Here is a 15,950-nt window from a genome sequence, read left to right as displayed (position 1 = left end):
CACAAGAACCAAGTTCAGAAAATTAAATCTAATTGACGCATCCATCGTCCCGATGGATACCCCTACCTAAAATACACAAACTTCTGGACACTACCGAGGATTCCGCTTATAAGCGCGAATCCGCGCTTAGCCGCGCAAATTTAGGTGGAGAATTCCACTAATAAGCGCGAATCCGCGCTTGGCCGCGCAGTTTAGGTGAGGATTCCACTAATAAGCGCGAATCCGTGCTTGGCGGTGCGGTTTAGGCGGAGAATTTTGCCTACAAGAGCGTCCCCGCGCTTCGCCGGGTGATGTAGGCGGTTGTTCCTGATCTGCGGCGGCCGGCAGTGGAGATGCAATTGTACAGTTATTTGGGCCCGAAACGACGCGTAAACGCGAAATGCCTGCGAAAGTGCAGGTAATCCGTAGCGCTGCCCCCGCTAAGCGGCGAATTAGATGCACTTTCGCAGGTAATGTAGCGTAGCGAGCTTGCCGCGGACTAATTAAATGTACTTATGCAGGCAGCGAGCGCGTGACCTCGCGCAAAAAAATACGGCCTCGCCGACAAGTTAGGCTTGACGGAGAGGCCGACTTTTTCGTATAGTTACTTTAGTGGTTAAAAGCATAAAAGCGTAGAAGCGTATACGCGTCGAAGTACGAAAGCGTATATATATTCGTGAGGAGTGGGAATTATGATCGCGATCTTATCGAATGCGGCGGGCGAAGATAGAATTCAGGACGTAGTACGGGCGATCGAGAAGCGGGGGCTGCAGGCGCACGTCTCCAAGGGGACGGACCGGACGGTCGTCGGCATCATCGGCAAGGCGGAACCGACGCTCGCCGAGCAGCTGCGCCAGATGAGCGGCGTGGAAAGCGTCATTAAGATTTCGAAATCGTATAAGCTCGCGAGCCGCGACTTCCATCCGGAGGACACGGTAATCGACATCAAGGGCGTGAAGATCGGCGGCGAGGAGCTCGTCGTGATGGGCGGCCCGTGCGCGGTGGAAAACCGCGAGCAAATTATGGAAATCGCGAAGCACGTGAAGGCGTCGGGCGCGCAAGTGCTCCGAGGCGGCGCGTTCAAGCCGCGGACCGGTCCGTACAGCTTCCAGGGCGTCGGCGTCGAAGGGTTGGAGTGGATGGCGGAAGCCGGCGAGAAGTACGGCCTCGTCACCATCACGGAGGTCATGACGCCGGAGTACGTCGACGTATGCGCGGAATACGCGGATATTATGCAGGTGGGCACTCGGAATATGCAGAACTTCGACTTGCTCCGCAAGCTCGGCACGTGCGGCAAGCCGGTGCTGCTCAAGCGCGGCTTCAGCGCGACGTACGACGAGTGGCTGAACGCGGCGGAATACATCCTGGCGGGCGGCAATCCGAACGTCATGCTGTGCGAGCGCGGCATCCGGACGTTCGAGACGTACACGCGGAACACGCTCGACCTGTCGGCGATTCCGGTCATGAAGCAGCTGAGCCATCTGCCGGTCATCTCGGACCCGAGTCACGGCACGGGCCGCCGCGAGCTCGTGGCGACGATGTCCAAGGCGTCGGTCGCGGCCGGCGCGGACGGCTTGATCGTCGAGATGCACACGGATCCGGACAACTCGATGACGGGCGACGGCGTGCAGTCGTTGTTCCCGGACCAATTCGATACGCTGCTGCGAGAACTTCAGCAATTGGCTCCGCTCGTCGGCAAGTCGTTCGAGACGGCGAAGCAGCCGGTATCTTCATTAAAGTAAAACGAGAAATAAGCGAGGCCGTCCCTGGGTGGGGGCGGCCTTTTTGCATCGCAAAAATGTAAGCGCTGCTAATTGTGAACGCTTACATACCTCGAGGGTGTGAGTATAGCTGACATATGCGTCAAAAATACCTTACATAGCTATTGACGCTAAATATCGACGGGTTTATAATAACGTCAAGGTTTTAGCAAATTACTGAACGATTTGATCTAATTAACTACTCAATGTTCGGAATTAGGAGGTATTTAAGCATGTCGGCACAAAACGTTCTCAATTTGATCAAGGAAAAAAATATCGAGTGGGTTGACTTCCGATTCGTCGGTTTGTCCGGTAAAGCACAGCACATTTCCTTACCTGCGGTTGAAATCGACGAAGATACTTTCGTTAACGGTGTAGCGTTCGACGGCTCCTCGATCCCGGGCTTCCGCGGCATCGAAAACTCCGACATGGTGATGATGCCGGTTACGGAGACGGCGTATGTCGATCCGTTCACGGCTCACCCGACATTGATTATTATGTGCGATATTTTCACGGCCGAAGGCGAGCGTTATGACCGCGATCCGCGCGGCATCGCGACGAAAGCCGAAGAATACCTGCAATCCACGGGCATCGGTACGGATGCGTACTTCGGTCCGGAATCCGAATTCTTCATCTTCGACGACGTTCGTTTCGAAACCGGCATGAACAAGTCGTACTTCGAAGTCGACTCCGAAGAAGCGGCATGGAACACGGGCCGCAAGGAAGAAGGCGGCAACCTCGGCTTCAAGGTCCCTGTTAAGGGCGGTTACGTGCCGGTACAACCGGTCGACACGCAGCAGGACATCCGCAGCGAAATGTGCCGACTGATGATGGAAGCGGGCATCCGCATCGACCGTCATCACCACGAAGTCGCGACGGCGGGCCAAGGCGAGATCAACTTCCGCTTCGACACGCTGACGAAGACGGCCGACAACCTGATGAAGTACAAGTACATCGTGCACAACACGGCGCGCCAGCACGGCAAGGTCGCGACGTTCATGCCGAAGCCTCTGTTCGGCGACAACGGCAGCGGCATGCACGTTCATATGTCCATCTTCAACGCGGGTTCCCCGTTGTTCTACGAGAAGGGCGCATACGCGAACATGTCCGAGCTCGCGATCTACTACATCGGCGGCATCCTGCACCACGCTCCGGCGATCATCGCGTTCACGAACCCGAGCACGAACTCCTACAAGCGTCTCGTGCCTGGCTACGAAGCGCCGGTCAACCTCGTGTTCTCGAAGGGCAACCGATCCGCAGCGGTTCGGATTCCGATCGCGGCGGTTACGCCGAAGGGCGCGCGCATCGAGTTCCGCACGCCGGACTCCACGGCGAACCCGTACCTCGCGTTCGCGGCGATGCTGATGGCCGGCCTCGACGGCATCAAGAACAAGATCGACCCGCGCAAGCTCGGATACGGTCCGGTCGACAAGAACGTATACGACCTCTCCGAAGAAGAGAAGAAGGACATCCGCAGCGTTCCGGGCTCCCTGGACGAAGCGCTTGACGCTCTCGAAGCGGACTACGAGTTCTTGACGGCAGGCGACGTATTCACGAAGGAATTCATCGAAAACTACGTCGAATACAAGCGCGCCGAAGCGAAAGCCGTTTCCATCCGCATTCATCCGCACGAATACGCGTTGTACTTCGATTGCTAATTCTTGCACTTATCCAAGCAGCCTCGGCATCTCGCCGGGGCTGTTTTCTTGCCATCGCGAGCCGACGGCCCCGGCTTGAATTCGACGATTCGACACGGTAAAGTGATAGGAAGAGCGGGGTAAACCGCCGCAGAAGGAGTCGAACGCACCGCATGTCCGTACCGCCCGGAACGCCGCCCGAGTCGCGGCAGACGTTGTATCATCCAGACGAGGGTGTCCTCTACATATGCTCCGATTCCGTCGGGGAGACGGCGGAAGCGGTCGCCATGGCGACGCTCCGGCAATTCGGAGGCAAGAAGGTTCGTATCAAGCGCGTCGGGCACGTCCGCGAGGTCGAAGAGATCGAGCGGCTGCTGGAAGAAGCGAAGGGGTACGAAAGCTTCGTCGCGTATACGCTCGTTCAGCCCAAGCTGCGGGAAGCGATGCTGAAGGAGTCCGCGCGGTTAGGCGTACGCGCGGTCGATATTATGGGGCCGATGCTGCAGGCGTTCACGGATACGTTCCACGACGCGCCGAAGCGCAAGCCCGGGCTGCTGCACGAGATGGACGAGCAGTATTTCAACCGCGTGGAAGCGATCGAGTTCGCCGTCAAATACGACGACGGGCGGGATCCGACGGGACTGACGCAGGCGCAGGTCGTGCTGGTCGGGGTGTCGCGGACGTCGAAGACGCCGCTCAGCATGTTTCTTGCGCACAAGGGGTACAAGGTGGCCAACTGGCCGCTCGTGCCGGAGGTGCGGCTGCCGGAGGAGCTGCTGTCGCTCGATCCGGAGCGCGTCTTCGGATTGACGATGAACGCGGAAGCGATCCACAAGATCCGGACGGAACGGCTGAGAGCCGTCGGTCTGCCCGAAGGAGCGTCGTACGCGGCGATGGAGCGCATCGTCCGCGAGCTCGATTACGCGGAGTCGGTCATGCATCGCATCGGCTGCCGCATCATCGACGTGTCGGATAAAGCGATCGAGGAGACGGCGGGCATCATCATGGGATATTTCTCTTGAACCCGCGGTACGTCCTTGCTATGATAGGTGAAATCGAAATCGGGAAATGGAGTGGGACGGGTGACGAAGAGAGCATACAACTTTAACGCGGGGCCGGCGGCGCTGCCGCTGTCGGTGCTGCAGACGGCCGCCGAACAGATGACGAATTTCGAGGGAACGGGCATGTCCGTCATGGAGATGTCGCACCGCAGCGAAAACTACGAGCGGCTGAACAACGAGACGCAAGGCTTGTTCCGCACGTTGTTCGGCATCCCGGACGGCTATAAGGTTTTGTTCCTGCAGGGCGGCGCGAGCACGCAGTTCGCGATGGTGCCGATGAATTTGCTGCCGGCGGGCAAGACGGCGGCGTTCGTCGTCCACGGCGCGTGGAGCACGAAAGCTTATAAGGAAGCGAAGCTGTTCGGCGACGCCGTGACGATAGCATCCTCCAAGGAGAGCGGCTTCAAGAGCGTGCCGGATTTGTCGAAGTCGGCGCTGCCGGACAATACCGCGTACCTCCACGTCACCTCGAACGAGACGATCGAGGGCGTGCAGTTCGACGCGTTCCCGGAAACCGGCGAGGTGCCGCTCATCGCGGATATGTCCAGCGATATCTTGAGCCGTCCGCTCGACGTGTCGAAGTTCTCGCTCATCTATGCGGGCGCGCAGAAAAATCTCGGCCCGTCCGGCGTTACCGTCGTGATCGCGAAGGACGAGCTCGTCGACAAGTCGCCGGAGCATCTCGCGACGATGCTGCGTTACGACACGCATGCGGCGAACAATTCGTTGTACAATACGCCGCCGTCCTTCTCCGTCTATATCATGAATCTCGTGCTTCGGTGGATCGAATCCGAGGGCGGACTCGCGGGCATCGAACGCCGCAACGTGGAGAAGACGAACCTCATCTACCAGGCGATCGACGAGAGCGAAGGCTTCTACCGCGGTCACGCGGACGCGCCGTACCGCTCGCGCATGAACATTACGTTCCGCCTGTCGAACGAGGACGACGAGAAGGCGTTCTTGAAGGCGGCGGACGCGGCCGGCTTCGTCGGGCTGAAGGGGCATCGCAGCGTCGGCGGCTGCCGCGCGTCGACGTACAACGCCGTGCCGTACGAGGCATGCGCCGCGCTGGCGGAGTTCATGCACGATTTCCGTCGGAAACGGCAATAACCGAACATACGCGAAACTTGACAAATTGCAAAGTTTTCCGTCATACTGACGGTAACGAAGCCGAGGAAGCACCTCGCCTAAGCGCACGCATCATGCGGCCTGGGCGGGGTGTTTCGCGTTGCGGGGACATTTTCGAAAGGAAGAAGGAGATGTTCATGGGAAAGAAGAAGCCGGCCGAACGCGCGAAGGAGCAAATGGAGACGTACGAGGGTGAACCGCAGCGTAATCCGTTCGTCGAAGAACGGTACGAAATCATTGAGGGGGTACGGTATGACTTCCTGACGGCGCCGGTCGTGTCGCATCAACGGATCTTAGCGGCAATGTTCCGCGCGATGGATCGAATCTGCTCCGACGATGGAATCATTTTGTTCGCGCCGATCGACGTGTACTTGGACGAAAACAATCAGTTTCAGCCGGACTTGATATACGTCACTCGCGAAAACGCCTCGATCCTCACGGAACAGCGGATCGAGGGCGCGCCGGATCTCGTGGCCGAAATTATGAGCCCGAGCACAAGCAAAAACGACAAGATTCGCAAGAAGCGTCAGTACGAACGCCACGGCGTGAAGGAATACTGGATCGCCGATCCGACGCACCGAACCGTCGACCAATTCGTGTCGAGCGGCGGGAAGTTCGAGCTGCACGACACGTACGGCCTCGGGGATACGTTGACGTCCCCCTTGTTCGGGTGCGTCGAAATCGACATGAACGAGCTGTTCGCGAACGTCGCCCCGGCGGATTGACCGATGCGGAGCGTTACCCGTTCGAGGCGGCTTCCTTCCCGGCGGCATCGCTCAGCTTGTACCCGACATTGCGGATCGTTACAATATATTCAGGATTGCGGGGATTCGACTCGATCTTGTCCCGGAGATGGCTGATGTGGACGTCCACGATGCGCGTATCTCCGAGGAAGTGGTAGTCCCATACGCCATGCAGCAGCTGCTGCCGGGAGAGCACCTTGCCTCGATGCTTCAGCAAGAAGAGCAGCAGGTCGAACTCTTTCGGCGTCAAGTCGATCCGTTGGCCGTCCAGCGACGCTTCCCGCTGCTCCGGCTTCACGACGAGAGCGCCGTGCGAGATCGCTTCGTCCGTCTGCAGAGACGGCAAGGCGGCGGTCCGACGCAGAATCGCTTGGATGCGGGAGAGCAGCTCCTGCGGGGAGAACGGCTTGGTCATATAATCGTCCGCCCCGTTATCGAGACCGGCGATCTTGTCGGGCAGTTCCTGCAGCGCCGTCAGCATGATGACCGGCACCATGTTGCCTTCGGAGCGGAGCCGCCGGCACACCTCCAGGCCGTCCATCTTCGGCAGCATTAAATCCAAGACCACGAGATCGGGCCGGAACGAGGAGAGCACGTGAAAGACGGCTTCGCCGTCGTATACGCATTGGACGTCGTACCCGGCCAGCTTTAAGTTGAATTCGATTAGCATCGAGATGGACGGTTCGTCGTCGACGACCAGGATTCTTCTTTTCATGGCATCGGTTCGCTCCTATGGTATAGGGTGTATCCCCATTATGCTTCACTGACGTCATCGCCGAATTAACGGAATATTAATTGTGTGTAAAACGACGCCATTCCAGGGCATTCAAGGAGGCTTTTCCGAACATGGCTTTTCATATCGTGCTCGTCGAACCGGAAATTCCGGCGAATACGGGCAATATTTCGCGCACCTGCGCAGGCACCGGGACGCATCTGCATCTCGTGCGGCCGCTCGGCTTCAGCATCGAAGACAAGGACTTGAAGCGGGCCGGCCTAGATTATTGGCCGTCCGTCAAGCTGCATGTGCACGATTCGTTCGAAGAGGTGCTGGAGCAGTACGGGGGCGGGCGCATGTTCTTTGCGACGACGAAGGGGAGCCGCAGCTATACGGACTTCGAATATCAAGACGAGGACATGTTCGTGTTCGGCCGGGAGACGAAGGGACTGCCGGATTCGATCCTGTCGCGCTTCCCGGAACGGCGCATTCGGATTCCGATCAACGACAATATCCGCTCGCTCAATCTGTCCAATTCGGCGGCGATCGTCCTGTTCGAGGCGCTGCGACAGGCGGAATTCCCGGGTCTGCGTCGCGGCTGACGCATGGAGCCGGAGCGGACCGGGGAGCGGATCATCCCCAAGTCGATGAAGCCGACGAACGGCATGCTGCTCGATCCTGTCGCGCGGTATTCATTCGCGGCACCGTGCGGAGTAAGCCGCAGTAAGTTCCTCTCCATCGCCTTCCCGGACGTACGCCGCCGTTACGGGGCGCTCTCCGACTTGGCTTTCTCCCGGTATTGCGTGGGGGAAAGTCCTACGGTTCGCTTGAACATCCGAGAAAACAACAACGGATCTTGATACCCCACCGACCGGGCGACCTCCGCCACGCCGAGCATGTGCCGCCGCAGCAGACGGCACGCTTTACGCATGCGCACGTCGGTCAAGAAGCGGTACGGCGACATGCGCAGCTTCGCTTGGAACAGCCGGCACAAGTATTTCTCGTCCAGCCCGACATGCGCCGCGATATCCTGGAGCCGGATCCGCTCCGCATATCGCGCGTTCATGTAGGCGACGGCCTTGCGCACGTGGAACCCTACGTCGTCCTTCATGGCCGCGGCGTCGTCCGGCTCCGCGAGATGGCCGAAGACGCGGAACAGCAGTCCGGTGAGCAGCAGCTCCTTCGCGGGCTCGTCCCGCAGCTTCGTCAAATCCCGAAACAACGCGTCGACGGGGCGCTCCGGGTCGAACCGCTTCACGGGCGAACGCTCGGACAATCCGGCTTGTTCGCACAAGCGGGCGGCCAGCGCGCCGCCGAATCCGAACCAAGAATAATGCCAAGGCATCGCCGGATCGGCCCAAAACGTGTTGACGGTATCCTTCGCGACCAGAAACAACTCGCCGGGACCGACCCTTCGAACGATGCCCCCCGATTCGAAATGCCCGTACCCGGCATGGACGCAATGCAGCACGAACATATCCCGCACGGCCGGACCGAAGCGGGAATCGGGAGCGCATTGCTGCGTGCCGACCTCCAAGACGATAAGATCCGTCATGCCGTCCGGCGGCGTCGTATATAGAAATTCCATCGCGATGACGTCCCTCCGAGGAGAAGATATGTAATAGGGAGGTAACCTATTGCTATTTCATTATACCGGGAGATCTTTACAATCTTCTAGTAGGAGGGGAAGTCATGGAATATACCATTTTCGGGAAAACGGGCGTCCGCGTGTCGAAGTTGGGGCTCGGGGGCGCGCCGCTCGGCGGGGTGTTCGGCGCGGCCGACGAGCTCGAGGTCGAGAAGATGATCCATGAAGCGATCGACGGCGGCATCAACGTGATCGATACGGCGCCAAGTTACGCGGAGGGCGAATCCGAACGGCGCATCGGCAAGGCGCTGCGCGGCGGGAAGCGGGAGCAAGTGTTCCTCGCGACGAAGGCGGTCGGTCCGGGGCAACGCTTCGGACGGGAAGAGACGATTCGATCCGTCGAAGACAGCTTGGCGCGGCTGCGGACGGATCGCGTCGACCTGCTGCAGATTCACGACGCGGAGCAGCGGCCCTTCGAGGAGATCGTCGAAGAGACGCTGCCGGCGCTGGAGAAGCTTCGGGAAGACGGGAAAATTCGCTGGATCGGCGTGTCGACCAGGGACCTGCCTCTGTTGATGGGATATATTCGGCTCGGCCGGTTCGACTGCGTACAATTTTACGCGAGGTACACCTTGATCGATCATACCGCCAAGGACGACCTGCTGCCGCTCGCGAGCGACGCGAACGTCGGGGTGATGCAAGGCAGTCCGCTCGGGATGGGGCTGCTGGCCGACGTGCCCGCGCCGTTCCTGAAGGCGGACGTGAAGGAAGAGGCCGAGCGGCGGATGGCTTTCCTGCGATTTCTGCGGAAGACGGAACCGCACGGACTCGTCGAGCCGGCGATGCGGTTCAGCTTGTCCCGGCCTGACATTCACGTGACGTTGACCGGCGCGGCGACGCGGGAGGTGCTCCGCGCGAACCTGGCGTATTGCGACGGGAGAGGGCTCGAGCCTGCGGAGGAGGGGCGCGTATTCGACCTTTTCCAAGGAAAGAAGCTGTTCGCGGACAGGGGGGATGCGAAGTGAACGATCGCGTAAAGGAAATGCCCCGCATCGTCGCATCGACGCGCGCCGCACCGCCGACCTGGGCAATGCAGCAGCAATGGATGTTCGACGCGCTGCATCTGGCCGCGAAGGAGTTCGTCGAACGGTATACGCATCCGGACGGCACCTTGATCTGGCATAAGGATTGGCCGGGGATGGACGGCTCGGACGATCCGTACGAAGGGTTCATGAATCTCGCGCTGCTGTACGCGCTCGGCGGGGACGACGAGTTGTACGACTTGTCTCGCGCCATCTGGGAGGGCATCACGTGGCAGTGGACGGCGTACGGGCAGATTCACCGGGAATTCGACGCTTATTACGATTGGATGCATCACGGCGAGGGGTACCTCTACTTGTATTTCCTCGGCCTCGCCGGTCCGGCGACGGTGAAGGATCGGCAGCGCGCGGCGCGGTTCGCCGCCATGTACACGGGGGACGACCCGGAAGCGCCGAACTACGATAAAGAGAAAAAGCTCATCCGCTCTCCGCTGAACGGCAGCAAGGGGCCTCGGTTTACGGTGACGGCGGAGGATTGGAGCACGCATCGGGGCATTCTGGATCATTATTTGGCGCCGTACGAAGATCTAGAAGGCGTCGACTTCGCTTCCGGGCGCTGCCCATGGTCCGACGACGCGGTATATCGGCAAATTCTCGAGAAAATGAACGAGCGCATGAACCGCGGCGACGTGCCGCTCAATCTGAACGCGACGTCGTTAGTGACGCATGCCTTCATGCACAGCGGAGACGAGTCGCTCCGCGATTGGGCACTCGACTATTTGGGAGCGTGGGAGGAACGAACGCGGCGCAACGGCGGCCTCGTTCCGGATAACGTAGGGCTGAACGACGTCATCGGGGAGTATAACGACGGCAAGTGGTGGGGCGGGTATTACGGCTGGAGATGGCCGCACGGCTTCATGACGCTCATCGAGCCGATCACGAACGCCTGCATGAACGCGGCGCTGCTGAGCGGGGATCTGTCCAAGCTGGCGCTCGCCCGTTCGCAATTGGACGCGAACTGGGCGATGCGCCGGCAGGTCGACGGCAAGTGGCTTGTCCCCTACAAGCATGGCGACGGCGGCTGGTTCGATTGGCGCGAGGCGCTGCCGAAGTATCCGGTATACTTGTGGACGATGTCGATGGCGGACGAGGATTTGGAGCGGATCGAACGCATCGAGGCGACGCATGATTGGAACGAGATCGTCGTTCCGGTCGTCTCGGGGCGGGACGCTCGAACCGGGCGGGAGACGAAGCATTACATCGGGAACACGGAGCCGTGGTTCCAGTACGTTCGCGGTTTGAATCCCGGCTATCCCGAACGCATCCTGTCGGCCAACATGGAGCTGATCGGCCGCCAGCTGGAGAAGCTGCGTTCCGCCGAAGGCGATCCGCGGACCTGGAGCGACGATCATAGCCAAGGGAATTTCTCGGGCATTCATATTTGGCAAGAGATGTGTCCGGTCTACTTCGAAGGGCTCGCGCAGCTGACGCTCGGCGGCCCGATGCATATTTCGCACGGCGGCCTGCAGCATGGCCGCGTCCGGTATTTCGACGCGCAGCGGAAGCGGCCGGGGCTGCCGAAGGGCGTGTCCGCGCTCGTGGAGCGTCTCGCCGCAGACTCCGCGACGCTTCGGCTGTGCAACACGAGTTTATTCGAGACGCGCGAGGTCGTCGTGCAGGCGGGCACGTTCGGCGAGCATCGGTTCGTCGAGGCGGCGCCGATCGACGAGGAGGAGCGGCCTGCGGGTCCGACCGTCGCGGTCGGCGGCCGGTGGCTCGTCGTGACGCTCCTCCCCGGCGCCGTCCTCCGGCTTCGCCTCTCGATGGAGCGCTACGTCTATCCGCCGAGCTACGCCATGCCGTGGCCGGGACCTTACGACGCCGATCCGATGTATGTCGGACGGTCGACGCTGTAGAGGGAGGGCAAGACTCATGTATGTCGATAGTCATGTGCATTTCTGGGCGCTGTCGCGGGGCGATTACGGCTGGCTGAAGCCGAGCAATCCGGTGCTGTACCGCGACTACTTGCCGGAGCATCTGCTTCCGAAGCTGCAGGAACGGGGCGTCGAAGGCGTCATCGCCGTGCAGGCCGCCCCGACGGAGGCGGAGGCGCGCTTCTTGCTCGAGCTGTCGCTCCGGTACCCGATCGTTGTCGGCGTCTCGGCCGGCCTCGACCCGTTCGCGGCAACGTTCGCGGCTTCGATCGAGCGCCTGCGGGAATCGCCCGCGTTCAAGGGCGTCCGGCTGAATGGGAGCGACTTCCTGCGGGCGCAAGCGGACGAGGAAGCTCGGTCGAAGCTGGAAGAAGCGCTTCGGCTGATGGAGCGGGCGCGCTTGACGCTGGATGTGCTCCTGCGGCCGGACGCGTTGGCCGCGGTCGCGGAGCGATTGTCGGAGACGCCCGCGCTGCGGTGCGTCGTGAATCATCTGGGTTGCCCTGGGGCAGGGTCGGGCGAGCCGCGGGATGCGCGGTGGAGCGAAGGCATGAAGCGGTTGGCCGCCTTGCCGAGCGTGTCGGCGAAGCTGTCGGGCATGCTGACGTTGTCCGAACGACCGGAGCCGCTGCGCCCTTACGTCGACGAGCTGTTCGACCGGTTCGGCAGCGCAAGGCTGCTGTTCGGGAGCGATTGGCCGGTCGCGCTTCAGGCGGGCGGATACGACGACGTCGTCGAGCGGTTCGAGTCGCTGCTCCCGGCGGGACTCGGCGCGGATGAGCTGCGGCTCCTTCGGGCGGGCAACGCCCGGCGCATATACGGCTTGGGAGACGGGGAGTGAAGCCGTTCTGTACCGGATGATGTTTCGCGCGCAACTCGTCGAAGGGGAGACGGAGCGCTTCCTCGGCGCGCTGCGAGGCAGCGGCTGGCCCGAATGCTTGCGAGAGCGGGGCGCGCTGGGCGGTTCCGTCTTCGAGCGGGACGGGGAAGTGTACGTCTACCTCGAAGCGACGCGGCCATGGGACGACCTGCCTTGGCCTGACGCATGCGCACCGCTGCTGTCGGCGTGGCCGGGTCGTCCTCGCGGCCGGCGGGCCGCGGCGATGATCGACGTCTTTCACGACGGCGAACCGAAGCCTTCGGAGATGCGGCGTCGGGAGCGGGCCGTCGAACAACGAATCGGCTGCTTAGCGAGGTTGCGCCCGGATCGCTACGCCAGCTACGTATGTTACCACCACATGCTGCAGGAGCAGAAGCCGAATTCCTTTAACGAGACGTATACGATCGGCGCGCATGAGGATATTCTCTTTTCGTACCATGAGCTGCCGGCGTTCGCGGGATCGTCCGAGCGAGGGGCGGGAAGGCGTATCGGCGATCTGCCGGACGACTGGCACGCATTCATGCGGCCGCATTTCGTCCCTTGGACGAACGAAGCGGGCGCCGAGGGGGATGCGGTACTGTGGGTGCGCTTGAGGGAAGTTTTATCTTTTGGATAGGAATACGGGAGACGCGGGCTGTGCGCGACACGGTCCGTGTTTTTTTGCGTTTGAGGGTAGGGAGGGACTGCTGTCGGCGTTCTTTCCCGCCTGATGTCGTCAGCTCAGAAGCCATGAGCGGTGTCTGCGGTCGGCGGAGGCGGGGAATGCGGCGGATGTCCTCAAATTTGGTTCGGCGTAGGACGAAAATTGGGGGGCGCTCCCATACTAGACGAACTCCGACTGGAGCGCGAACGCCCGGCCCGGGAGGGAGCGCCCTAAAGCTGCTCGCTCCGCAGCTTATCCGCCGTTCGCTCGATCCGGAACTGGCCGGGCGTCAGGCCGGTGCGGGACTTGAACAGCTTGCTGAAATAGCTGACGTTCGCGTACCCGATATCCCGGCAGATGTCCTCGAGCGACAGCGCGGGGTTCGCGAGCAGCTCCTTCGCCCGCCGGATGCGCAGCTGAATCAGGTAGTCGTTCACGGTTTGACCCGTCGCCTCCTTAAAGATGCGGCTCAGGAACGAGGTGCTGCGCTGAACGTAGTCGGCGACGGTGTCGACGGAAATATTGTTGTTATAGTGGTTCTCCATAAACTCCATAGCGAGCCGCAGCGTGACGTCGTTCATCCGCTCGCGCTTCACCCGGTTATGCTCTAACACCAACGCGCACATGTCGCGGATGCAGCGCTCCATCTCCCTCACGGTTTGCGCGCGCGACAGCGCGAGCATCGCGTCGGACTGTTCGCCGAAAATCGCCGCCGCGTCGCCCCCGGTACGAGCGACGGTCTTGACGATCTCTCCGCCCAGTTGAAAGTACAGCTGCTGAATCGCGGACTTCCCTAATTTCCGATCGATCACTTCCCGCGAGATGTCTTCGACGATGGCGCCGCATTCCGCTTCGTTGGACTGCAGCAGCGCTTGAAGCAGCCGCTTCTCCGACTCGTACGGGTAATGATAGGGGCGATCCTCGTCGCGCGATCCGCTGACGGCGGCGTACGACAAAATTTCGCCCGCCCCGATATAAATCTTGTGGTGCAGCGCCTCCACCGTCTCCTCGAACGCCGCGCGAACCGCCGGCTTCCCCGAATGGACGCGGCTGACGCCGAACGTCGCGACGAGGCCGAACCGCTCGAGCAGGTCATGCTTCAAGGTTTTGGCCAGCTCGAGCGGGGCATGGTCGGCGCCGACGGGGACGGAGAGCAATACGACGATCCGAGCGTCGTCCTTGGCGAAAATTTCCGCGGGCGGCTCGTTCCCGAACGGCTCCATCAGGCGATAGGGGAGCAAATGCAGACGCCAGGCGTCTTCCTTCTCCTTCGGACGATCGTCCTCCAGCTCGAACGTGACCGCCGCGAACCTCGCGAAGTCGACCCGAAGCGGGAGCGGCGCTTCGGCGGCGTCCGCATCGTCGCCGGCCGCGTCGGCTCGCTCGGATACGACGCCGCGGATCAGATCGTGCAGCAGCTTCTCCCGAATGGCCGTCCGGTGCTCGGCAAGCAGCGATTCGATCCGCGTCTTCTCGCTCGCCATCCGATCGTGGTCGGTCGTCAGCCGCTCGAAGCTGCGTCGAATAAAGCTGGCTTCGTCGGAAGCGGTCGGCGCCGCGCCGGCTTCGGTCCCGCCGGCCTCCGAAGCCGGCACGACGCCGCCGATATACGCGATGAGCGAGCGGATCGGATGATAGATCGACCGCGAGACGAAGAAGGCGATGGCGAACGCCGCGAGTACGTAACCGGCGGACACGGCGATGACGATCGTCTTGATCCGGTTCATGCTCGCGAGCAGGTCGGAGCGCTTCGTGACGTTCACGAACGTCCAGCCGGTCGCAGGCATGACGGTGTACGTTACGATTCGCTCCCCGCGGTCGATGGAGTAGCCCGTGCCTCCCTCGAAGGGAGCGGAGACGAGCGCGGCCGCGTCGGCCGGCTCGAATCCGGATTCCCCGTAGAGCGGCGCGCGGTCCGGGCCGACGACGAGCGTCTGCCCTTTTTTGTTTTTATAATAGGACAAGTAGTCGCCGAACAGCGCGTCCATCTTCAGGTTGACGACGATCGCGCCTTCCAGATCGCCGATCAGGGGCATCTTCTGAAGCAGCGAAGTCGCTTTCCCGTCCGGGCGGAAGCCGTCCGGCCGCCCCGTCAGCCACGCCGTCCGGCTTCCCGTCGACCGCTCCATCTCGGTCAGCCACGACCCGTCCTCGAACGAAGCCGCCGCCGACATCTTGATGTCGTTCCGGGAGCTTAGGACGATGCCCAGTTCGTCGTAATACAAGTAAATCGAGTCGATGTACGGGCTCATCCTCGACTGTTCTTCGATATATTTGGTCAGATCGATGAGCGAACCGACGCTAAGCCTTCCGTTGATCGTTCGGTACAGGTAAGATTGCGTCATCATGATGTTGGACACCACGTTCTTCACGGCGTCCAGCTCCTTCTGTACGAGCTCCCGCTGCTGCACCAGCATCGACTCGTTGTATTCGATCGAATTGCGAACGCTGGTGTCGGCCGAAATCGAATACGTCGCCCAGGAAATCAGAATGACCGTGACGACGATGAGGGTCGTCATCGCGAGCAGCAGTTTGAGGAACAGCGATCGATTTTTGATGACCGGGCGTCCGAGCACAAGCATTCCCTCCCGAGATGACAGCGTTTCCAACAATCGAGCGAACGGTTCGACCTCGATATCGACAATCGGAATTATATCACAGTTCCCGTTTTCGAATAGCCGCAGACCGAAATACATACGAAATCCGAAAAAACATAAAAGCGAAATCGCGGGCGGAATCCCGAAAAACGCAAGAAATCCCCAAAGAAACGATTGTCGCGGCGGGGGAGAGCCGGGTATGGTAGGGATGTAACCGTTGCCAAACCCCGGCCGGGTTCGAACCA

At 60.9% G+C, this 15,950-nt stretch carries 13 protein-coding genes and 1 pseudogene; 11 read left to right on the top strand and 3 right to left on the bottom strand.

Features of this window, described 5'->3' with window-relative positions:
• The first annotated feature begins 671 nt into the window (after positions 1 to 671).
• The 5 genes from aroF to FE782_RS17320 all read left to right on the top strand — a co-directional run bounded on the left by aroF (position 672) and on the right by FE782_RS17320 (position 6,290).
• On the top strand, positions 672 to 1,721 hold the full coding sequence (gene aroF / locus FE782_RS17340; RefSeq protein ID WP_138195499.1) for a 3-deoxy-7-phosphoheptulonate synthase: 1,050 nt from the start codon (positions 672 to 674) through the stop codon (positions 1,719 to 1,721).
• 251 nt (positions 1,722 to 1,972) lie between these two features.
• Positions 1,973 to 3,397, top strand: coding sequence for a type I glutamate--ammonia ligase (gene glnA / locus FE782_RS17335; protein WP_138195498.1), 1,425 nt, complete (start codon positions 1,973 to 1,975; stop codon positions 3,395 to 3,397).
• A 152-nt stretch (positions 3,398 to 3,549) separates the two neighbouring features.
• Positions 3,550 to 4,398 carry a pyruvate, water dikinase regulatory protein gene (locus FE782_RS17330; protein WP_138195497.1) on the top strand — a complete coding sequence of 283 codons (849 nt, stop codon included), beginning with the start codon at positions 3,550 to 3,552 and terminating at the stop codon, positions 4,396 to 4,398.
• Positions 4,399 to 4,458: 60 nt separating this feature from the next.
• Positions 4,459 to 5,547 carry a 3-phosphoserine/phosphohydroxythreonine transaminase gene (serC, locus tag FE782_RS17325; protein ID WP_138195496.1) on the top strand — a complete coding sequence of 363 codons (1,089 nt, stop codon included), beginning with the start codon at positions 4,459 to 4,461 and terminating at the stop codon, positions 5,545 to 5,547.
• Between the two features lie 155 nt (positions 5,548 to 5,702).
• Positions 5,703 to 6,290, top strand: coding sequence for a Uma2 family endonuclease (locus tag FE782_RS17320; RefSeq protein WP_158299434.1), 588 nt, complete (start codon positions 5,703 to 5,705; stop codon positions 6,288 to 6,290).
• Between the two features lie 13 nt (positions 6,291 to 6,303).
• On the opposite strand, the gene FE782_RS17315 is transcribed toward FE782_RS17320, so the two are convergent.
• Positions 6,304 to 7,023: a response regulator transcription factor gene (locus FE782_RS17315; RefSeq protein WP_138195494.1), complete on the bottom strand. Its 720-nt coding sequence runs from the start codon at positions 7,021 to 7,023 to the stop codon at positions 6,304 to 6,306.
• 131 nt (positions 7,024 to 7,154) lie between these two features.
• Here FE782_RS17315 and trmL point away from each other — a divergent pair, with 131 nt between their 5' ends.
• Both trmL and FE782_RS32930 read left to right on the top strand, forming a co-directional pair.
• Positions 7,155 to 7,625: a tRNA (uridine(34)/cytosine(34)/5-carboxymethylaminomethyluridine(34)-2'-O)-methyltransferase TrmL gene (gene trmL / locus FE782_RS17310; protein WP_138195493.1), complete on the top strand. Its 471-nt coding sequence runs from the start codon at positions 7,155 to 7,157 to the stop codon at positions 7,623 to 7,625.
• A 3-nt stretch (positions 7,626 to 7,628) separates the two neighbouring features.
• Positions 7,629 to 7,730: pseudogene (locus FE782_RS32930) on the top strand (SAM-dependent methyltransferase); the annotation flags it as partial.
• Positions 7,731 to 7,786: 56 nt separating this feature from the next.
• Here the strand turns inward: FE782_RS32930 and FE782_RS17300 are convergent.
• Positions 7,787 to 8,611: a helix-turn-helix transcriptional regulator gene (locus FE782_RS17300; protein WP_138195492.1), complete on the bottom strand. Its 825-nt coding sequence runs from the start codon at positions 8,609 to 8,611 to the stop codon at positions 7,787 to 7,789.
• 104 nt (positions 8,612 to 8,715) lie between these two features.
• On the opposite strand from FE782_RS17300, the gene FE782_RS17295 reads away from it, so the two are divergent.
• Genes FE782_RS17295 through FE782_RS17280 form a run of 4 tightly spaced genes read left to right on the top strand, consistent with a single transcriptional unit; the run spans position 8,716 to position 13,081 of the window.
• Positions 8,716 to 9,636: an aldo/keto reductase gene (locus tag FE782_RS17295; RefSeq protein ID WP_138195491.1), complete on the top strand. Its 921-nt coding sequence runs from the start codon at positions 8,716 to 8,718 to the stop codon at positions 9,634 to 9,636.
• On the top strand, positions 9,633 to 11,567 hold the full coding sequence (locus tag FE782_RS17290; RefSeq protein ID WP_138195490.1) for a DUF8034 domain-containing protein: 1,935 nt from the start codon (positions 9,633 to 9,635) through the stop codon (positions 11,565 to 11,567). The genes FE782_RS17295 and FE782_RS17290 overlap by 4 nt, the downstream gene beginning before the upstream one ends.
• A gap of 16 nt (positions 11,568 to 11,583) precedes the next feature.
• Positions 11,584 to 12,426 (top strand): amidohydrolase family protein, encoded by an 843-nt coding sequence (locus FE782_RS17285; protein ID WP_158299433.1) that lies wholly within the window; start codon positions 11,584 to 11,586, stop codon positions 12,424 to 12,426.
• On the top strand, positions 12,362 to 13,081 hold the full coding sequence (locus tag FE782_RS17280) for a hypothetical protein (RefSeq protein ID WP_138195488.1): 720 nt from the start codon (positions 12,362 to 12,364) through the stop codon (positions 13,079 to 13,081). Before FE782_RS17285 ends, FE782_RS17280 begins: the two co-directional genes overlap by 65 nt.
• A 257-nt stretch (positions 13,082 to 13,338) precedes the next feature.
• On the opposite strand, the gene FE782_RS17275 is transcribed toward FE782_RS17280, so the two are convergent.
• Positions 13,339 to 15,684, bottom strand: a complete 2,346-nt coding sequence (locus FE782_RS17275; protein WP_158299431.1) for a helix-turn-helix domain-containing protein — start codon at positions 15,682 to 15,684, stop codon at positions 13,339 to 13,341.
• Between the last annotated feature and the right edge of the window lie 266 nt (positions 15,685 to 15,950).

The organism is Paenibacillus antri (genome assembly GCF_005765165.1).
Taxonomy (GTDB): domain Bacteria; phylum Bacillota; class Bacilli; order Paenibacillales; family YIM-B00363; genus Paenibacillus_AE; species Paenibacillus_AE antri.
Note: the sequence above shows the minus strand (reverse complement) of the source record. Positions and strands in the feature narration are given on the sequence as shown.